The sequence below is a fragment of the Leclercia sp. W6 genome, from assembly GCF_003336345.1.
Lineage (GTDB): Bacteria > Pseudomonadota > Gammaproteobacteria > Enterobacterales > Enterobacteriaceae > Enterobacter.
Window position 1 is genome coordinate 2,664,760 of the sequence record NZ_CP031104.1, and the last position, 15,814, is coordinate 2,680,573.

A 15,814-nucleotide genomic window follows, 5' to 3' on the forward strand; every position below is an offset into this window, starting at 1 on the left:
AACACCGGAATACCTATGTCACAGACACTCGCTCTCCATCCCGTAAAAAAACGGGATGCGGTCTTCCTTTGGGTTTTTGTTAGCTGGCTGGCGTTTGCCCTGCTGCCGAGCTGGAGCCTGGATTACGGCCTGCTGGAGTCCACCGGCGACGAGATCCTCGATGCCTACAGCTGGTCACACTTCAACATTAGCTGGCTGTGGTATCTGCTCCCCACCCTGCTGCTGGTGCGCCCGTTCACCGAGGCGAAGCGCGAGCAGCGCAGCCGCCACTATCTCGACGCCGGTTGGGCGCTGCTGTGCATGGCCTTTGTGGTCATCAGCGCCACCCTCGAAGGACGCGGCCTGGGCTACGCCACCATCGTGCTGTTTGTGGCGCTGGGGGCGATCATGACCCTGGCCCTGACCCGCCTCGAGTGGCTGGGCGGCGACCGCTTTGTCATCGGCTCGCTGATTACCATCGTCGCCCTGATCGGCATCTTTATCGTCTGGCCGAGCATCGCCATCTTTATTCCGATGTTCACCAACGACGCCGGGGAATTCGCCCCGCTGGCGTTTATGAATGTGCTCTCCCAGGCGCATATCATCCAGGTGATCATTAACTCGATCCTGCTCTCGATCGCCGTCGGCATCGGCTGCACCTTCTTCGGCCTGGTGCTGGCGATCTACACTACCCGCATCGCCAGACGCAGCGCCATTATTGGCCGTATTTTCTCCATCCTGCCGATTGTTACCCCACCGTTCGTGGTGGGCCTCGGCGTGACGCTGATGATGGGCCGCTCCGGCTATATTACGGAGCTGATGGTGGACTGGTTTGGGCTGACCAATACCAACTGGCTGTATGGCTTCACCGGCATCTGGCTGGCGCAGGTGCTGGCCTTCACCCCGATGGCCTTTATGATCCTCGACGGGGCGATCAAGACCATTCATCCGTCGCTGGAAGAGGCGTCGTACACCCTGCGCGCCAGCCGCTGGCAGACCTTTAACGGCGTCTTTGTCCCGCTGCTCAAGCCCGCGCTGGCTAACGCCTTCCTGATCGTCATCGTGCAGTCGTTGGCCGACTTCAGTAACCCACTGGTGCTGGGGGGCAACTTCGACGTGCTGGCGACGCAGATCTACTTCTACATCACCGGCTCCCAGCTGGACTATCAGGCGGCCAGCACTCTCGGCGCCTTCCTGCTGCTCTTCTCCCTGCTGGTGTTCTGCATCCAGTATATGTGGATCGGCAAGCGCTCCTACGTCACCGTCTCCGGCAAGTCCTACCGCGGCGACGTCCAGCCCCTGCCGGTCACCCTGGTGTGGAGCGTGGTTGCCCTGCTGGCGGTGTGGATCGCCTTTAACGCCCTGCTTTACGGCAGCATTTTCTACGGCAGCTTTACCGTCAACTGGGGGGTGGATTACACCCTGACGCTGGATAACTTTATCAAGCTCTTCGGCCAGGGGATGAGCGACGGGGCGTGGCCTTCGCTGCTCGATACCCTGCTCTACGCCGGGATCGCCGCGCCGATCACTGCCGCCTTCGGGTTGCTGATCGCCTGGGTGGTGGTGCGCCAGCAGTTCAGGGGCAAGAAGACCATCGAGTTCACCACCATGCTCTGCTTTGCGGTACCGGGCACCGTGGCGGGGGTGTCGTATATCCTGGCCTTTAACAGCGCCCCGGTGTACCTGACCGGCACCGCCGCCATCGTCATTATCTCGATGGTGATGCGTAATGTGCCGGTGGGTATTCGCGCCGGGATCGCGGGGCTGGGCCAGATCGACAAATCGCTGGACGAAGCCTCGCTGAGCCTGCGCGCCGGGAGCCTGCGCACCATTACGCACATTCTGCTGCCGCTGCTGCGCCCGGCCATTCTGTCGGCGCTGATCTACAGCTTTGTGCGCGCCATTACCACCGTCAGCGCCATTGTGTTCCTCGTCACGCCGGATACCCGGGTGGCAACGGCCTACATTCTGAACCGCGTGGAAGACGGCGAATACGGCGTAGCGATCGCCTACGGCTCGATCCTGATTGTGGTCATGCTGGCGATCATTTTCCTCTTTGACTGGCTCATCGGTGAGGCGCGTATCTCCCGTTCAAAAGCCAAAAACCAGGCGTAACACTATGACTCAGAAACATTTCGTTGAACTGCGTAACGTGACCAAGCGCTTTGGCGCCAACACGGTGATTGAAAACATCAACCTGGCGATCCCGCAGGGGCAGATGGTGACCCTGCTCGGCCCCTCCGGCTGCGGCAAAACCACGGTGCTGCGACTGGTGGCGGGGCTGGAAAAACCCACCGACGGGCAGATCCTGATCGACGGCGAAGATGTGACCCACCGCTCCATTCAGCAGCGTGATATCTGCATGGTATTCCAGTCTTACGCCCTCTTTCCGCACATGTCGCTGGGGGAGAACGTCGGCTACGGCCTGAAGATGCTCGGCGTGTCGCGCGCAGAGATCAAATCTCGCGTCAAAGAGGCGCTGGCGATGGTGGATCTGGAGGGCTTCGAGGACCGCTATGTGGATCAGATCTCCGGCGGCCAGCAGCAGCGCGTGGCGCTCGCCCGCGCCCTGATCCTCAAACCGAAAGTGCTACTGTTTGATGAGCCGCTGAGTAACCTTGATGCCAACCTGCGCCGCAGCATGCGCGATAAAATTCGCGAGCTGCAAAAGCAGTTCAACATCACCTCGCTGTACGTGACCCACGACCAGAGTGAGGCGTTTGCGGTCTCGGACACCGTGCTGGTGATGAACAAGGGCAACATCATGCAGATTGGCTCCCCGCAGGATCTCTATCGCCAGCCCGCGTCGCGCTTTATGGCGAGCTTTATGGGCGATGCCAACCTGTTCCCGGCTACCTTCACCCAGGATTACGTGGCGATCCACGGCTATCGCCTGCCGCGCCCGCTGCACTTTGCCGCCCAGGGGGCTGGCACCGTTGGGGTGCGCCCGGAGGCGATCACCCTAAGCCAGCACGGCGAGACGAGCCAGCGCTGCGTGATCCGCCACGTCGCCTATATGGGCCCGCAGTACGAGGTGATTGTGGAGTGGCACGGGCAGGAGATTTTACTGCAGGTGAACGCCACGCGGCTGCAGCCGGACGTGGGGGAAGAGTATTTCCTGGAGATCCATCCGTACGGGATGTTTGTGCTGGCTGAGGTGGCCTGATTGATGCCCGGCGGCGCTACGCTTGCCGGGCCTACAAACCGCATGAACCGTAGGCCGGGTAAGGCGTAGCCGCCACCCGGCAAAAACTTAGCGCTGCGCGTTCAAATCCGCAATGTCTTTCGGCGTGGTGCGACAACATCCCCCAATCAGCTTCGCCCCTGCCGCTAACCACTGCGGCAAATACCCCGCCAGCGTCTCGCACGCTTCCCCGTGATGATGCCAGGTCTTACTCACCGCATCGTAATGCTCTCCTGAATTGGGATAGACCACCAGCGGCAGCGCGGTCAGGCTTTGCAAATGCTGCAGCGCGGCGGTGGTCTTCTCCAGCGCGATACAGTTAATCCCCAGCGCAATTATTTGCGGGTAAGTCGCCAGCACCGACACCACCTCGCGCAGCGGCGTGCCGTCGCTCAGGTGCTCGCTGTCGCGCAGCGTAAACGAGAACCACGCCCGGGTGCGCGGGTATGTTGTCAGCAGATCCGCCAGGGCTTTAATTTCAGCAAACGATGGCAGGGTTTCGCAGGCCAGCAGGTCAGCCCCGGCATCCAGCAACGCCTCTACCCGCGGACGATGAAAGGCGGTAAAAACCTCTGCGCTGCGCAGATAGTCGCCGCGGTATTCCGACCCGTCCGCCAGATATGCGCCATAGGGCCCCACCGAACCGGCCACCAGCAGCGTACCGGCCTGCGGATTTTCCGCCAGATACGCTTCCCGCGCCTTGCGCGCCAGCTCAACGCTTTTGCTAATTAGCGCCCGGGACTGTGTCTCATCCAGCCCGCGAGCGGCAAACCCGTCCGGCGTGGCCTGATAGCTGGCGGTGATCGCCACCTGCGCCCCGGCGCGGAAGTAGTCGAGGTGCACGTCGCGGATCAGCTCCGGGTTTTCCATTAATACTTTCGCCGACCACAGGCTGTCGGCCAGGTTGCAGCCGCGCGCTTCCAGCTCCGTTGCCATCGCCCCGTCCAGCACCACAAAGGGCTGGGTTTCAAGGAGGGCGGTAAGCGGATTATTCTGCGACATGTTCTGGCTCCTGGGTTTTCAGATTTTGAGTAAGGTAGTACGCGCCATAGCAGAGCGCCACAAACGGCAAACCACAGTAAAGGGCAATGCGCTGGCTCGGGTCAAAGGCCAGGCCGACGCAGGCCACCAGACAGAGGATAAAGCCCAGCACCGGCACCAGCGGATACCACGGGGCGCGATAGTGTAGATCGCTTAAAGGTTTACCCGCCTGCAGATGGCGACGGCGGAAGACAAAGTGCGAGGCGCAGATGCTGATCCACACCGCCACCACCGCAAAACCGGAAATCGCCGACAGCGCGACAAATACCGTATCCGGAGCCACGACGCTTGAGAAGAGCGCCAGCACGCCACCGAGCATCGACACCGACAGCGCCGTCAGCGGCACGCCGTTTTTGTTCACCCGGGCAAAGCAGCGCGGCAGGGTATTTTCATTCGACAGGGACCACAACATCCGTCCGGAAGCGTAGAGTCCGGAGTTGGCCGCCGAGAGGATCGCCGTCAGGATGACAAAGTTAACGATATCCGCAGCATAGGGAATGCCCACCTTCTCAAACACCAGCACGAACGGGCTTTTTTCCACCCCGGCCTGCTGCATCGGGATCAGCGCCGCCAGCACAAAAACGGTGCCGATAAAGAAGATGATCAGCCGCGCAATGGTGGTGCGAATGGCAACAGGAATCACCTTGTGCGGGTTTTCGGTTTCACCCGCCGCAATGCCGATCAGCTCGGTGCCGGAGAAGGCGAAGTTAACCGCCACCATGGTCATCAGGATCGGCAGCCCGCCATGCGGGAACCAGCCTTCGGCGGTGATATTCGTCAGCCCCGGCGCGGGAGAACCGTCCTGCATCGGGATAAAGCCAAAGATGGCCGCGCCGCCCAGAACAATAAAGGCGATGATGGTGATGACCTTCACCAGCGAGAACCAGAACTCCCCTTCGGCAAAGAAGCGGGTTGAGATGACGTTGAGGGCAAAAATGACCGCGCAGAAGACCACGCACCACACCCAGACCGGCACCTGCGGGAACCAGTACTGCATGCAGAATCCGGCGGCGGTAAAGCTCGATCCCAGCGCTACCGTCCAGGTGAGCCAGTAGAGCCACGCCACGGTATAGCCGGTTGCCGGACCGAGATAGCGCGCGGCATAGACGTGAAAGGCGCCGGTCTCCGGCATCGCCACAGAGAGTTCGCCGAGGCACTGCATCACCAGCCAGACCACCAGCGCGCCAATCAGATAGGCCAGAAGCGTGCCCGCCGCCCCGGTGGTGGAAATAATGTAACCCGTATTAAAAAAGAGCCCGGTGCCGATCACGCCGCCGAGGGACAGCATGATCAGATGGCGAGTCTTCATGGTGCGCTGAAGCTGCCCATTTTGTTGTGTTTGCATATCACCTTCTATACGTATGGACATCTAAACATCCAAAAGAAGGTGTGTTTATACCGCGATTGTTAACAAATTGCTAGCCATGTACCAGACGAAGACGCGCGCGACGGGCGCTCAGTCGGGGCTGCATCGTGTAAATAACGTAGAGATAGGGTCGCCATGCCATAGGACACCTTCTGCAAACCGGTACTTACAGCATGTACCGCGCCGGGCCCCGCGTCGGTCAGGCGAAAGTGGGATCTGTTTATTAGCCGCTAAACTGGCGAGTGGTGCGGCCTGTTGCCCGGCGGCGCTGCGCTTGCACGGGCCTACGAACTGGCGGGTGGTGCGGCCTGATGCCCAGCGGCGCTGCGCTTGCACGGGCCTACGGACTGGCGGGTGGTACGGCCTGTCGCCCGGCGGCGCTACGCTTGCACGGGCCTGCTCATCTACGTAGGCCGGGTAAGGCGCAGCCGCCACCCGGCAGCAGACCGCAATATGTTAAATTACGTAAAACACTCTATAGTCGTAGTGTTTCATTTAAAAAGGATGAGCTGATGCGATTTAACGGACTGACCAAAGGTTTCTTCATACTGATACTGCTGATGGTTTCATGGGCGTTTTTTGATGTGCTGTCGCCCTACTTCTCGGCCATTCTGTGGGCTGCTATCCTGGCGGTGATTTTCTATCCGGTCAAAAACACTCTGCGTATCAAACTGGGGGATCGCAACGGGCTGGCGGCGCTGCTGAGCGTGCTGCTTATTTGCCTTATCGTCTTTATTCCGCTGATGGTGATCTTTTCCTCATTAGCCTTTGAACTCAATATTGTTTATACCCGCCTGCAGCAGAACGACACCCAATTTTCCGGGGTGTTCGCTGGTCTCTTCTCTCATCTGCCCGACTGGCTGCGCGCGCTAATGATCGAACACGATCTGGATACCGCCGCGCAGATCCAGCAAAAGCTCTCTGAAGCGGCGTTACGCGGCGGGCAATACCTTGCCGGCAGCGCCTTCCTGATTGGTAAAGGCACCTTTGGCTTCGCCATTAGCTTTGGCGTGATGGTCTATCTGCTGTTTTTCCTGTTGAAAGATGGCCCGTGGCTGGTGCGCCAGATCCTCGACAGCCTGCCGCTGTCGAATTTCGCCAAACAGCATCTGTTTGCCAAATTTGCTGGCGTCGCCCGAGCAACGGTAAAAGGCACGGCCGTGGTGGCCCTGGTCCAGGGTGTGCTGGGCGGTATCGCCTTCTGGGTAGTCGATATTAATGGCAGCATCTTGTGGGGCGCGCTAATTGCGTTCCTGTCGCTGATCCCGGCGGTCGGCTCGGCTATCGTCTGGGTACCGGCAGCCATTTTCCTCTTCGCCACCCATCAGCTGTGGCAGGGCCTGTTTATCGTCGGCTTCTTTGTGCTGGTGGTGGGGCTGGTGGATAACCTGCTGCGTCCGCTGCTGGTGGGTAAAGACACCAAAATGCCCGATTATCTTATCCTCATCACCACTCTCGGCGGGATGGAGATTTACGGCATCAACGGCTTTGTGATTGGTCCGTTGATCGCCGCCCTGTTTATCGCCTGCTGGAATCTGCTTTCGGGTCGCGATCATGCCGGTAATGCCGAAGAGATTGATGATGCGATTATCGAGGAAGGGAAAAATTCGCCTGATCTATGAAGAAGGAATAAACCGTGCGCATCGCCACTATTACTAACTGGGCATACGGTGCCACGGTTTGTCTGACTATCGCTTCCGGCGTGGCTATGTTGATGGCCTCCAGCGCCGAAAGCGTTGAGCGGCAGGCCGTTGAACAGCGCTACGTCTTCGATCAGCTCACCGAAGAGGTAGAGGTGGACGCCTGGGCGCTCTCCGACCTGGCGCGGTTGTACGTTATAAAACAGGATCCCGCGGTGGCAGAGGAGTACCGCCAGAAAGCGGAAACGATGGTCAGAATTGAGCATCGCCTGCAAAAGCTGAAAGACGCGGGTGCCAGTAAGGAAGAGCTGGCGCTGCTGCATGAAGGTTTGCAGGTGGCCGATGCGCTGCAGGATGAGCAACAGAGCGCCATCGCCAGCGTCGGGCAGCAGCCTCAGGCCATTGAGCTGCTTTATGGCGAGCGTTATGAGAACGAGCTGGAGCAGGTCCAGAACCAGCTCGACCATTTTCGTCAGATGCTGGACAGGCGTACCGACGCGGCCATTGACGATGCCACGGTAAAATCCCGCGGGCTGCGTACCCTCTCCGAAGTGATGGTCGGCCTGACTGCGCTGATGTTTTTATTTGTGCTCGGTTTTATCCTCAAACGCCGGGTCCTGCGCCCGGTGGTGCGCCTGAGCGATGTAGTCAACCGGCTGGCCTCGCAGGATTATGGGGTCGAAGCCCCGGATTACCGGCAGATCGATGAGATTGGCGATATGGCCCAGGCGATTCGGATCTTCCGCGAGAACGGCCTGGCACGGCAGCGGCTGGAAAAAGAGCGCGATGCCGACTGGGCGATCCGCGAGCTGCTGGCGCGAATGACGCAGCGGCTGCAGGGGTGCGAGTCCATTGAGGATGTGCTGAACGTGGCGCGGCTGTTCGCCCCCAGTATTGCGCCGGGTATCGCCGGGCGGATCTGGCTTCTTGAGCACGATCCGTGGCAGATGCGCTGTGTCGCCGAGTGGCTCGATCCGCAGGGGGACGCCGATCCCTTCCATCCGGACCAGTGCTGGGCGGTGCGCCGCGGCCAGAGCCATCCGCCTGTCAACGGCGAGCCGGATATCGCCTGCTACCATCTGCCGGACAGCAGCGCCCCTCACGCGCTCTGTGTGCCATTGATTGCCCAGGGTGAAGCCATCGGTCTGCTCTCGTTCCAGAACCTGACCCCGGAGATGGCGCCGTCCCGCGCCTATCTGGAGCTGATGGCCGAGGCGCTCGGTCTGGCGCTGGCTAACCAGCGGCTGCGTGATGCCCTGCTGGAAAAAGCGCTGTTCGATCCGCTGACCGGCCTGCGCAACCGCCATCATCTGGAAGATGCTCTGCGCACCCAGATGAACCAGGCGATGCACAGCGGTACGCCGTTAAGCTGCCTGATGATCGATATCGATTACTTTAAAGCCATCAACGACAGACTGGGTCACGACGCAGGCGACCAGGTGATTAAAAGCGTGGCGGCCATTGTCCAGCGCGCGGTAAGCGACAAAGGCATGGCGTTCCGCTATGGCGGCGAGGAGTTTCTGGCCCTGCTGCCGGGGGCGGATGAAGAGACGGCGTTTACCTGCGCCAGTGAAATTCATACCGCTGTGCATAACCTGACGCTGCGTTATGAGCTCTCGGAGATCGGCCCGGTTGATGTATCGATCGGCATTGCCAGCTATCCACAGCACGCTCAGGGCGATAACCTGCTGCGCGCCGCCGACGTGGCGCTCTATCGGGCGAAAGAGCTGGGGCGTTCAAGGATCGTCAGCTTTGGGATGCTGGAAGAATCACGTATCATCCCTCGTCCGGTTTGATTACTGATACTGCCTCCATGAACCTGACGCTCATCTGTTACTCCCTTCTGGCCCTGGCCGCTGCGGGCAGCGCCTTGTCCCCTCACCCTTTTGCGATGTGGTTTCTGCTCGCCAGCGCGCTGACGTTTATGATCTACGGCGCCGACAAAATGGCGGCCCGCAAAGCCTGGCGCCGGGTCCCGGAGTCGACCTTGCTGGTCTGCGGGGTAGTCGGCGGGTGGCCGGGCGCCATCTTCGGCCAGCAGCTGTTTCGCCATAAAACCCAAAAACAGCCTTTCAAAACGTATTTTATGGTCAGCGTGATCCTTAACCTCGTAGTGCTGATCTTGGCGGCATGGCGCCTCCAGTATTATTAAAATAATGATAAATGCGGATGGCCATAGATCAGCCTTTGTGAAAGAGGTGTACGCAAAGAGAGACATACAGCATCGGTGAAAGCGCGATATTCATCGCATTATGCCAGGCTTTATGTTCATCAAAGAAAAGGGATCACTCATTTGAAAAATGCGAAATACGATATGCCGATGCGTGATAACGGGTTCGTTGGCCTCGGGGACTATGCTGCTATCGGTGAAGGACGCTCGGTAGCGCTTATCGCCCCGGATGGCTCAATCGACTGGTGGGGCGCGCCCAATCTCGATTCCCCGCCCCTCTTCGATCGGCTACTGGATCCCAACATCGGCGGTTTTTTCAGCCTGACACCTGCGGATGAATACACCGTCTCGCGCGCCTATCGCGATGACAGCAACATTCTGGAAACCCGCTATGAGACGAAAGCCGGCACGGTTCTGTTAACCGAGTCCATTAACAGTACCCTGGCAGGCCGCCTGCCCTGGAGTGAGCTGGCACGCCGTCTGGAAGGCCTGCGCGGCACCGTGACGTTCAGGCTTCATCTGCGATTCGGAACGATGATCGAAACGCGCTCGCCCTGGCGTTCAGATACCTTCAAAGGCAGCGTTTATCATATTGGCGATCTGATGGCGATGCTGCACACCAGCGAAAACGTGGTCATTACCCATGCTGATGATGAAGAGGTCGAGGCGGAGATCGTTCTGAAGAAAGGGAGCCGGGAGGTGGTTGCTCTGCTGGTGACGCAGAGTGAGCCGCTGGCGGTGCCCGATATCGAGGCGATTGATAACCGCATTGAGACCAGCCATACCGCGTGGCAGGACTGGGTGAAGGGGCTGAAATATGATGGCCTGTATAAAGATCACGTTATCCGCTCCGCGCTGGCGCTGAAGTTCCTCTGGTATTCGCCTACTGGCGCGCTGGCGGCGGCAGCCACCACCTCTCTGCCGGAGGGGCCCGGTGGCAGCAAAAACTATGATTACCGATTTGCCTGGGTGCGCGATGCCTGCCTGATCATCAAAGCCTTTACCTATCTTGGCACCCTTGAAGAGTGTAAGGCGGCCTTCTCCTGGCTGTCGAAAACCATCATCAAACACGGCCCGGAGATGCGGGCCTGCTACACCCTCGACGGCGAGCTGGTGCCGGAAGAGAAGTACGCGGAGCTCCAGGGCTACCGGGATTCACAGCCGGTACGCCTGGGCAATAACGCCCGAACCCAGCGCCAGCTGAGCATGTATGGCGATATGCTGGGGGTGGCAAAACTGTTCGTCGAGGCGGGCCATATTCTGGATACGGGCACGTCGCGCTTTTTAGGCCATCTTGCCAATCAGTGCGCCGATCGCTGGCGCATGAAGGATTCCGGCATCTGGGAGCTGCCGGAAGAGCGGCACTATACCCACTCAAAAATGTCCTGCTGGCTGGCGCTGGACTGCGCCGTGGTACTGGCGGAGGGCAGCCATATCGAACCCACATGGAAAGCTCGCTGGGCGCGGGAGCGGGACAGGATCCGCGACTGGATTGAAGAGCACTGCTGGTCTGAAACCCATCAGGCTTACTGCTTTTACAGCGGCGATGGCGGGCTGCTGGATGCCTCGCTCACCCTGGTGTCACGCTACGGTGTGAAGGTCAACCCGAAGCGCATGAAGCTCACCTATCAGGCAATCTATCGCGAGCTGGGCCATAACAGCGCAATGATCTACCGCTACAGCGGCGTTGAGCAGGAGGAGAGCACCTTTATCGCCTGCGCCTTCTGGCTGGCTGAGGCCTGGGCCTCCATGGGCGAACCGGCGCAGGCGGAAGCGAACATGGATGAAATTCTCAACACTCTGTGCCACCGCGGCAATGTCGAAACCTTCAATGAGATGTTCGATACCCGCACCGGCGAATGGGTCGGCAATATGCCCCAGGGGTTAAGCCATCTGGCGCTGATCTGCGCGGCGCAGGCCATCAGCGATCACCGGCAGGATAAATAGCGCGGGCCGACGAAGTACAAAACAGTATTGCCTGCCTGACGGACCATCAGGCAGGCATGAAGGCAAGCAGAATCAATGCAGAATGGCTTTCAGCCGTTGCAGCGCCATTAAAGGCCGCAGGGTTCGCTGCTGGAAGGGTTTAACGCCAGTGATGGAGCAGGCGTTCAGATAGCTATCCAGCGCATCCCGGGCGGCAACTTTCAGCTCTTTGACATTGCTCGCCATAAAACGGGCTTCACTTTTGGTATTAAGAAATACGCCACGGAACATATCAACCACCGGATCGTAGGTCACCCGAGCTTTATGTCCGTCGATAAAGAGTGTATTTGAACGGCTCATCCTTGAGAATCATCCTAATCAACTTAATTGTTATGGATATTACGCTCCATAAATCAAATTAAAAAGTAGTTTTGAAGTTAAAAAATTTTTGAAGATGGCCAGGTAGCTTTACGGGTTGTAAGGGCATACGGCCAGGTCAAAGACGATCCCTCTGGTCGCAAAATCACTGATTAAACCGCCTCATAACTGCATTCACCTTTTGAGAATAATCCCACCGACATCGCCGTCTATGCTTAACGTTTAAAAACAGACGACAACGTCGCGCCCTCTTTGAACGTTATTTCCCCCTTTGCATACCGGAGGCCTGGCATGAGCAACCAAGGCGAATACCCCGAAGATGGTGAGTTCGGGAAGCACGAACAACACGATTTTAGCCTGTCCCGACGGGCCCTTATAAAAGCCAGCGCCGCAGCGGCGGCGACCGCGGCGGTCTATCCCTGTTCCGCCCTGGCCGAGGGCGAACCCGCTGTTACCCCTGCACCGGAGAAGATGCCGGTAACGTTTCGCGTCAACGGCGAGGAGCAGCAGCTGGAGGTGGATACCCGCACCACCCTGCTGGATGCCCTGCGCGAGAACCTGCACCTGACCGGCACCAAAAAAGGCTGCGACCACGGCCAGTGCGGCGCCTGCACCGTCATCGTTGATGGACGCAGGATCAATTCCTGCCTCACCCTGGCCGTGATGCACCAGAATGCCGATATCACTACCATTGAGGGGCTGGGCACCCCTGACAATCTGCACCCCATGCAGGCCGCATTTGTCAAACACGATAGCTATCAGTGCGGCTACTGCACACCCGGGCAAATCTGCTCCTCGGTGGCGGTGCTGAAAGAGATTGAAGAGGGCATCCCCAGCCATGTGACCCTCGATCTGGTCTCCCCTCCCGAAATGAATGCCCAGGAGATCCGCGAGCGCATGAGCGGCAACATCTGCCGCTGCGGCGCGTACGCCAATATTCTCGCTGCCATTGAAGATGTCGCCGGAGGGCAAAAATCATGAAAGCCTTCACCTATGAGCGGGTAAAAACCCCAGCTGAAGCCGCCGCCAGCGCCCAGCGTACGCCTGGCGCCAAATTTATCGCGGGCGGCACCAATCTGCTGGATCTGATGAAGCTGGAGATCGAGACCCCTGGACATCTGATCGACGTGAACGGTCTGGGGCTGGATAAGATTGACGCCACTGACGAAGGCGGGCTGCGCATCGGCGCCCTGGTACGTAACACCGATCTGGCCGCAGATGAGCGCGTGCGCCGTGACTATGCCGTGCTTTCCAGAGCACTGCTGGCCGGGGCGTCTGGTCAGTTGCGCAACCAAGCCACCACAGCGGGCAATCTTCTGCAGCGCACGCGATGCCCCTATTTTTACGATACGAACCAGCCCTGCAATAAGCGTCTGCCCGGCAGCGGTTGCGCGGCGCTGGAAGGTTTTAGTCGTCAGCATGCGGTCGTCGGAGGGAGCGAAGCCTGTATTGCCACCCACCCGGGCGACATGCCCGTCGCAATGCAGCTGCTGGACGCAGTGGTCGAAACCATCGCTGCGGACGGAAAGACGCGCAACATCCCCCTCGCCGACTTCTATCGTGCCCCGGGGAAGACGCCCCATATTGAGACCGTGCTGACGCCGGGAGAGCTGATTACCGCCGTCACCCTGCCGCCGCCGGTGGGTGGGCAACACATCTACCGTAAGGTTCGCGATCGCGCCTCCTACGCCTTTGCGCTGGTCTCGGTAGCTGCGATTGTCCAGCCAGATGGCACCGGCCGCGTCGCGCTGGGCGGCGTCGCCCATAAACCCTGGCGGATGGCGCAGGCGGATGCGCAACTCCCCCAGGGGGCACAGGCGGTGTATGACGCGCTGTTTGCCGACGCGCATCCGACGGCTGAAAACAGGTTCAAACTCACCCTGGCGAAGCGAACGCTTGCCTCCGTGCTGACAGAAGCGAGGGCTCAGGTATGAAATTTGAGAAACCGGCAGGGGAAAACCCAATCGATCGGTTACAGGTGGTTGGACAGCCCCATGACCGTATCGACGGCCCGCTAAAAACCACCGGAAAGGCGCACTATGCCTACGAATGGCACGACACCGCACCGAATGCGGCCTATGGCTATGTGGTCGGTTCGGCGATTGCCAAAGGCGAGATTGCCGCCATCGACACCCAGGCCGCGAAAAACGCGCCGGGCGTGCTAACGGTCGTGACGGCCAGCAGTGCCGGCGAACTCGGCAAAGGCGAGCGAAACGCGGCCACCCTGCTGGGCGGCCCGAAAATAGAGCACTACCATCAGGCCGTTGCGCTGGTGGTGGCTGAGACGTTCGAACAGGCCCGGGCCGCGGCGTCGCTGGTGCAGGTCCAGTACCGACGTGAAAAGGGTGCCTGGTCGCTGGCGGAGGAAAAACCCGCCGTCAACCAGCCCCCGGAGAAGACCCCTGACAAAAACGTCGGCGATTTTGACGCGGCCTTTGCCGCCGCCGAGGTAAAGATAGATGTGACCTATACCACCCCCGATCAGAGCCATATGGCGATGGAGCCGCATGCCTCTATGGCGGTCTGGGACGGCGACAAGGTGACCGTCTGGACCTCCAATCAGATGGTCGCCTGGTGCCGTACCGATCTGGCGGCGACGCTGAAGATCCCCGAGGAAAACGTGCGCATCATCTCCCCCTATATCGGCGGAGGCTTTGGCGGCAAGCTGTTCCTTAGGAGCGATGCGCTGCTGGCCGCGCTGGCGGCCCGCACCCTGAAGCGCCCTGTAAAGGTCATGCTGTCGCGCCCGACAATCCCCAACAACACCACCCACCGCCCGGCGACCATTCAGCATATTCGCATCGGGACCGACAAGGCGGGCAAAATTACCGCCATCGCCCATGACAGCTGGTCCGGCAATCTGCCCGGCGGCACGCCGGAGACGGCGGTGCAGCAGACCGAACTGCTTTATGCGGGCGCCAATCGTCATACCGGCCTGCGGCTGGCAAAACTGGATCTGCCTGAGGGCAACGCCATGCGCGCCCCCGGCGAAGCGCCGGGCATGATGGCGCTTGAAATCGCCATTGATGAGATGGCGGAGAAAGCGGGCATCGATCCTGTCGAATTTCGCATTCTCAATGATACTCAGGTCGATCCGGCCGATCCCAACCGCCCTTTCTCCCGCCGTCAGCTTATCGAGTGCCTGCGTACCGGGGCCGAGACGTTCGGCTGGCAGCAGCGCAACGCAACGCCCGGCCAGGTTCGCGACGGACGCTGGCTGGTGGGCTACGGCATGGCGGCCGGTTTTCGCAATAACCTGTTAGAAAAATCTGGCGCCCGGGTGCATCTGGACGCGGACGGAAACGTGACGGTAGAAACCGACATGACGGACATCGGCACCGGGAGCTATACCATCATTGCCCAGACGGCGGCGGAGATGCTGGGCGTGCCGCTGGACAAGGTGACGGTGCATCTCGGTGATTCGAACTTCCCGGTATCGGCCGGTTCAGGCGGCCAGTGGGGGGCGAACACCTCCACTTCGGGGGTTTACGCCGCCTGCGTGAAGTTACGCCAGACCATTGCCACGAACCTCGGTTTTGATCCGGACCAGGCGCAGTTTAGCGACGGGAAAATCACCCTTGATACCCGCAGCGCGGACATTCGCGAGGCCGCAGCCAACGGCACGCTGACTGCCGAAGACAATATCGAGTTTGGCGATCTGGATAAGCAGTATCAGCAGTCGACCTTTGCCGGTCACTTTATCGAAGTGGCGGTAGATAGGGCGACAGGTGAAGTCCGGGTCCGCCGCATGCTGGCGGTCTGTGCCGCAGGCCGGATCCTGAATCCGAAAACCGCCCGCAGCCAGGTAATCGGCGCGATGACCATGGGTCTCGGCGCGGCGCTGATGGAAGAGCTGGCGGTGGATACCCGTCTTGGCTACTTCGTTAATCACGATATGGCGGCGTATGAAGTCCCGGTCCATGCCGATATCCCGGAACAGAAGGTGATTTTCCTCGACGATACCGACCCCATCTCCTCGCCGATGAAGGCCAAAGGGGTGGGTGAACTGGGGCTGTGCGGCGTCGGGGCGGCCATCGCCAATGCGATCTATAACGCCACGGGGGTGCGGGTGCGGGAGTATCCCATCACCCTGGATAAGCTGATCGATGCGCTACCCGATGTGGTGTAAG

Annotated in this window: 12 protein-coding genes; 9 read left to right on the forward strand and 3 right to left on the reverse strand. The window is 59.8% G+C overall.

What is annotated here, in order from left to right:
- Nucleotides 1-15 precede the first annotated feature (15 nt).
- Together DVA43_RS13080 and fbpC are read left to right on the forward strand one after the other, a co-directional pair.
- Nucleotides 16-2,094 (forward strand): iron ABC transporter permease, encoded by a 2,079-nt coding sequence (locus DVA43_RS13080; RefSeq protein ID WP_103178416.1) that lies wholly within the window; start codon nucleotides 16-18, stop codon nucleotides 2,092-2,094.
- Nucleotides 2,095-2,098: 4 nt separating this feature from the next.
- Complete coding sequence (gene fbpC / locus DVA43_RS13085; RefSeq protein ID WP_114315800.1) at nucleotides 2,099-3,145, forward strand: ferric ABC transporter ATP-binding protein; 1,047 nt, start codon at nucleotides 2,099-2,101, stop codon at nucleotides 3,143-3,145.
- 87 nt (nucleotides 3,146-3,232) lie between these two features.
- Here fbpC and mmuM read toward each other — a convergent pair whose 3' ends face one another.
- Nucleotides 3,233-4,165 carry a homocysteine S-methyltransferase gene (gene mmuM / locus DVA43_RS13090; RefSeq protein WP_114315801.1) on the reverse strand — a complete coding sequence of 311 codons (933 nt, stop codon included), beginning with the start codon at nucleotides 4,163-4,165 and terminating at the stop codon, nucleotides 3,233-3,235.
- The gene (gene mmuP / locus DVA43_RS13095) at nucleotides 4,152-5,549 is read right to left on the reverse strand and encodes an S-methylmethionine permease (RefSeq protein ID WP_114315802.1); all 1,398 of its coding nucleotides are present in this window, start codon (nucleotides 5,547-5,549) and stop codon (nucleotides 4,152-4,154) included. Before mmuP ends, mmuM begins: the two co-directional genes overlap by 14 nt.
- 533 nt (nucleotides 5,550-6,082) lie before the next feature.
- Here mmuP and DVA43_RS13100 point away from each other — a divergent pair.
- The 4 genes from DVA43_RS13100 to DVA43_RS13115 all read left to right on the forward strand — a co-directional run bounded on the left by DVA43_RS13100 (nucleotide 6,083) and on the right by DVA43_RS13115 (nucleotide 11,327).
- Entirely contained in the window at nucleotides 6,083-7,192 is a 1,110-nt protein-coding gene (locus DVA43_RS13100; RefSeq protein ID WP_114315803.1) for an AI-2E family transporter, read from the forward strand.
- 14 nt (nucleotides 7,193-7,206) lie between these two features.
- Nucleotides 7,207-9,006, forward strand: a complete 1,800-nt coding sequence (locus DVA43_RS13105) for a diguanylate cyclase (protein WP_114315804.1) — start codon at nucleotides 7,207-7,209, stop codon at nucleotides 9,004-9,006.
- 17 nt (nucleotides 9,007-9,023) lie between these two features.
- Complete coding sequence (locus DVA43_RS13110; protein ID WP_114317143.1) at nucleotides 9,024-9,362, forward strand: DUF1294 domain-containing protein; 339 nt, start codon at nucleotides 9,024-9,026, stop codon at nucleotides 9,360-9,362.
- Between the two features lie 141 nt (nucleotides 9,363-9,503).
- Nucleotides 9,504-11,327 (forward strand): glycoside hydrolase family 15 protein, encoded by a 1,824-nt coding sequence (locus DVA43_RS13115; protein ID WP_114315805.1) that lies wholly within the window; start codon nucleotides 9,504-9,506, stop codon nucleotides 11,325-11,327.
- 72 nt (nucleotides 11,328-11,399) lie between these two features.
- Here DVA43_RS13115 and DVA43_RS13120 read toward each other — a convergent pair whose 3' ends face one another.
- The gene (locus DVA43_RS13120; RefSeq protein ID WP_114315806.1) at nucleotides 11,400-11,666 is read right to left on the reverse strand and encodes a type II toxin-antitoxin system HicB family antitoxin; all 267 of its coding nucleotides are present in this window, start codon (nucleotides 11,664-11,666) and stop codon (nucleotides 11,400-11,402) included.
- A gap of 309 nt (nucleotides 11,667-11,975) precedes the next feature.
- Between DVA43_RS13120 and paoA the strand changes: the two genes are divergently transcribed.
- Genes paoA through paoC form a run of 3 tightly spaced genes read left to right on the forward strand, consistent with a single transcriptional unit; the run spans nucleotide 11,976 to nucleotide 15,813 of the window.
- Entirely contained in the window at nucleotides 11,976-12,665 is a 690-nt protein-coding gene (gene paoA / locus DVA43_RS13125; protein WP_114315807.1) for an aldehyde dehydrogenase iron-sulfur subunit PaoA, read from the forward strand.
- A complete protein-coding gene (locus DVA43_RS13130) occupies nucleotides 12,662-13,618 on the forward strand; it encodes a xanthine dehydrogenase family protein subunit M (protein WP_114315808.1) in 957 nt (318 codons plus the stop codon). Before paoA ends, DVA43_RS13130 begins: the two co-directional genes overlap by 4 nt.
- Nucleotides 13,615-15,813, forward strand: a complete 2,199-nt coding sequence (gene paoC / locus DVA43_RS13135) for an aldehyde oxidoreductase molybdenum-binding subunit PaoC (RefSeq protein ID WP_114315809.1) — start codon at nucleotides 13,615-13,617, stop codon at nucleotides 15,811-15,813. The genes DVA43_RS13130 and paoC overlap by 4 nt, the downstream gene beginning before the upstream one ends.
- The last annotated feature ends 1 nt before the right edge of the window (nucleotide 15,814 follow it).

Bases quoted from the DNA above. Each gene is read 5' to 3' on its own strand.
- mmuP (WP_114315802.1), bottom strand. From the start codon at position 5,549: ATGCAAACACAACAAAATGGGCAGCTTCAGCGCACCATGAAGACTCGC.
- fbpC (WP_114315800.1), top strand. From the start codon at position 2,099: ATGACTCAGAAACATTTCGTTGAACTGCGTAACGTGACCAAGCGCTTT.
- DVA43_RS13120 (WP_114315806.1), bottom strand. From the start codon at position 11,666: ATGAGCCGTTCAAATACACTCTTTATCGACGGACATAAAGCTCGGGTG.
- mmuM (WP_114315801.1), bottom strand. From the start codon at position 4,165: ATGTCGCAGAATAATCCGCTTACCGCCCTCCTTGAAACCCAGCCCTTT.
- DVA43_RS13080 (WP_103178416.1), top strand. From the start codon at position 16: ATGTCACAGACACTCGCTCTCCATCCCGTAAAAAAACGGGATGCGGTC.
- paoA (WP_114315807.1), top strand. From the start codon at position 11,976: ATGAGCAACCAAGGCGAATACCCCGAAGATGGTGAGTTCGGGAAGCAC.
- DVA43_RS13100 (WP_114315803.1), top strand. From the start codon at position 6,083: ATGCGATTTAACGGACTGACCAAAGGTTTCTTCATACTGATACTGCTG.
- DVA43_RS13130 (WP_114315808.1), top strand. From the start codon at position 12,662: ATGAAAGCCTTCACCTATGAGCGGGTAAAAACCCCAGCTGAAGCCGCC.
- paoC (WP_114315809.1), top strand. From the start codon at position 13,615: ATGAAATTTGAGAAACCGGCAGGGGAAAACCCAATCGATCGGTTACAG.
- DVA43_RS13110 (WP_114317143.1), top strand. From the start codon at position 9,024: ATGAACCTGACGCTCATCTGTTACTCCCTTCTGGCCCTGGCCGCTGCG.